This is a genomic window from Piscicoccus intestinalis NBRC 104926 (assembly GCF_001515525.1).
GTDB lineage: Bacteria > Actinomycetota > Actinomycetes > Actinomycetales > Dermatophilaceae > Kineosphaera > Kineosphaera intestinalis.
Map to the genome: position 1 here is coordinate 1 of NZ_BCNQ01000289.1, position 1,630 is coordinate 1,630.

At 76.0% G+C, this 1,630-nt stretch carries 2 protein-coding genes; one reads left to right on the top strand and one right to left on the bottom strand.

From position 1 onward, the window contains the following. Positions 1-512: PspC domain-containing protein (locus PINTE_RS21275; RefSeq protein WP_169798597.1), on the bottom strand; the 512-nt coding region annotated here is incomplete at its 3' end. Between the two features lie 150 nt (positions 513-662). Between PINTE_RS21275 and PINTE_RS21280 the strand changes: the two genes are divergently transcribed. Next, positions 663-1,630 (top strand): PspC domain-containing protein (locus tag PINTE_RS21280; protein WP_157087452.1); only part of this gene is annotated, 968 nt, incomplete at its 3' end.

Sequence of the window (1,630 nt, forward strand, 5' to 3'; positions counted from 1 at the left end):
TGCCGCTCGAACGCCTCGACGTCGCGCCACGCGATGACCGCGCCGACCGCGACCGCGAGCACCGGCAGCATCGGGCGCGCCATGTCGGGCAGCACGTTCTGACCGGTGAGCCCGAGACCCCCGAGCGCGAGCAGCGCCGCCCCGACGAGCAGCAGTTGCACGGGCACGCGCCGCGACGGCCGGTGCGCGGCTCCGTCGTCGGCCGGGGTCAGCGCCCACAGCAGCGCGTACGCGCCGATGCCGAGACCGAAGGCCAGGTTGGCCACGACGAACGCGACCCGCACGAGCCGCACGTCGAGCCCGAAGTGCCGGGCGAGACCGATCGCGACGCCCGCGACGACGCCGCCCGCCTGCAGCCGGGTGAGCCGGTGAGGCGCGGCTGGCGGCGTGGAGGACTGCGCAGGGGACGATGTGGGGGACGCCGCGGGGGACGCCGTAGTGGACGCCGGGTCCGGCGCGCTCGCGTCGTCGCCGGGGGCCGGCGGCGGGCTCGCGCTCGGATCGGAGGTCATGGCTCCCATCGTGACACCCGCCACGCCCGCGACGACACGCCCGCGCGCCGATGTCAGGGCGGGCACCCGGCTCGGGGAGGCGCGGTTCAGGGTGGCGTCAGGGTCGCACCGCATGCGTGCCGGCCGGGTCGGCGAGCGACCATAGAGGGTATGGCCGACGATCTGCGCATGCCCGGCGGTTCCCCGGACGGCTCGGGGAGCGACTCGACGCAGCGCCTCTACGACGCGCTGCGCCGCTCGCCCGTGCGCCGCTCGCGCGAGGGCCGCGTGCTCGGCGGCGTCGCCACCGGCGTGGCCCACCACTTCGGCCTCGATCCCGTGCTCGTGCGCGTCGCGTTCGTCGTGCTCGGGATCGCGGTGGGCGTCGGCCTCACCGTCTATCTGCTCGCCTGGTTCCTGCTCCCCGACGAGCGCGGCACCCTCGCGGTGGAGCGCGCGGTGCGCGACCACGACGGCGGCTCGATCACCCTGGGCGTCTTCACGCTCCTGAGCATGTTCAACGCGCCGAGCAACTCCAGCGGCTGGTGGGCCACGCTCATCAGCCTGCTCATGCTCGGCGCCATCGTCTACCTCGCGGTCCGCCACCATCGCCGGCGCACCAGCGAGGGCGCAGACGGCCGGGACGGTTCGCGCCCGGCCACCGGGTGGTCCACTCCCCCGGCGGGCATGCCGGGCGCGGCCAACCACGGGTCACCGACGCGCGGAGGGGACACGTCGGTGTTCGACCCGGTGACCGGGCGGTGGGTTCCGGCAGTGCAGCCGTACGGCCGCGCCGGCAACCCGACCGCCGGGTCCGCCGGGTTCACCACCACCCCTCCGGTCGTGAATCAGCCGCCGCAGCAGCCGCGCTCGTGGCCAGCCGCCGGGGCCCAGCCCTACGCACCTCAGCCCTACGCATCCCAGCCCTACGCACCTCAGCACTACGAATCCCAGTCAGCGTCGCAGCCCCTGTCGCAGCCCTCGGCCCAGCCCCTGTCGCAGCCCTCGGCGGCACCGGCCCCACCGACCACCCCCGCCGCACCGCTGCCGCGGCCGGCCAGGCGCGGTCTGGGAGCCGGGGCGACGACGCTCCTGTTGCTGGCGGCCGCCGGTCTGGGGGTCGGCGCCGCCTGGCTGAC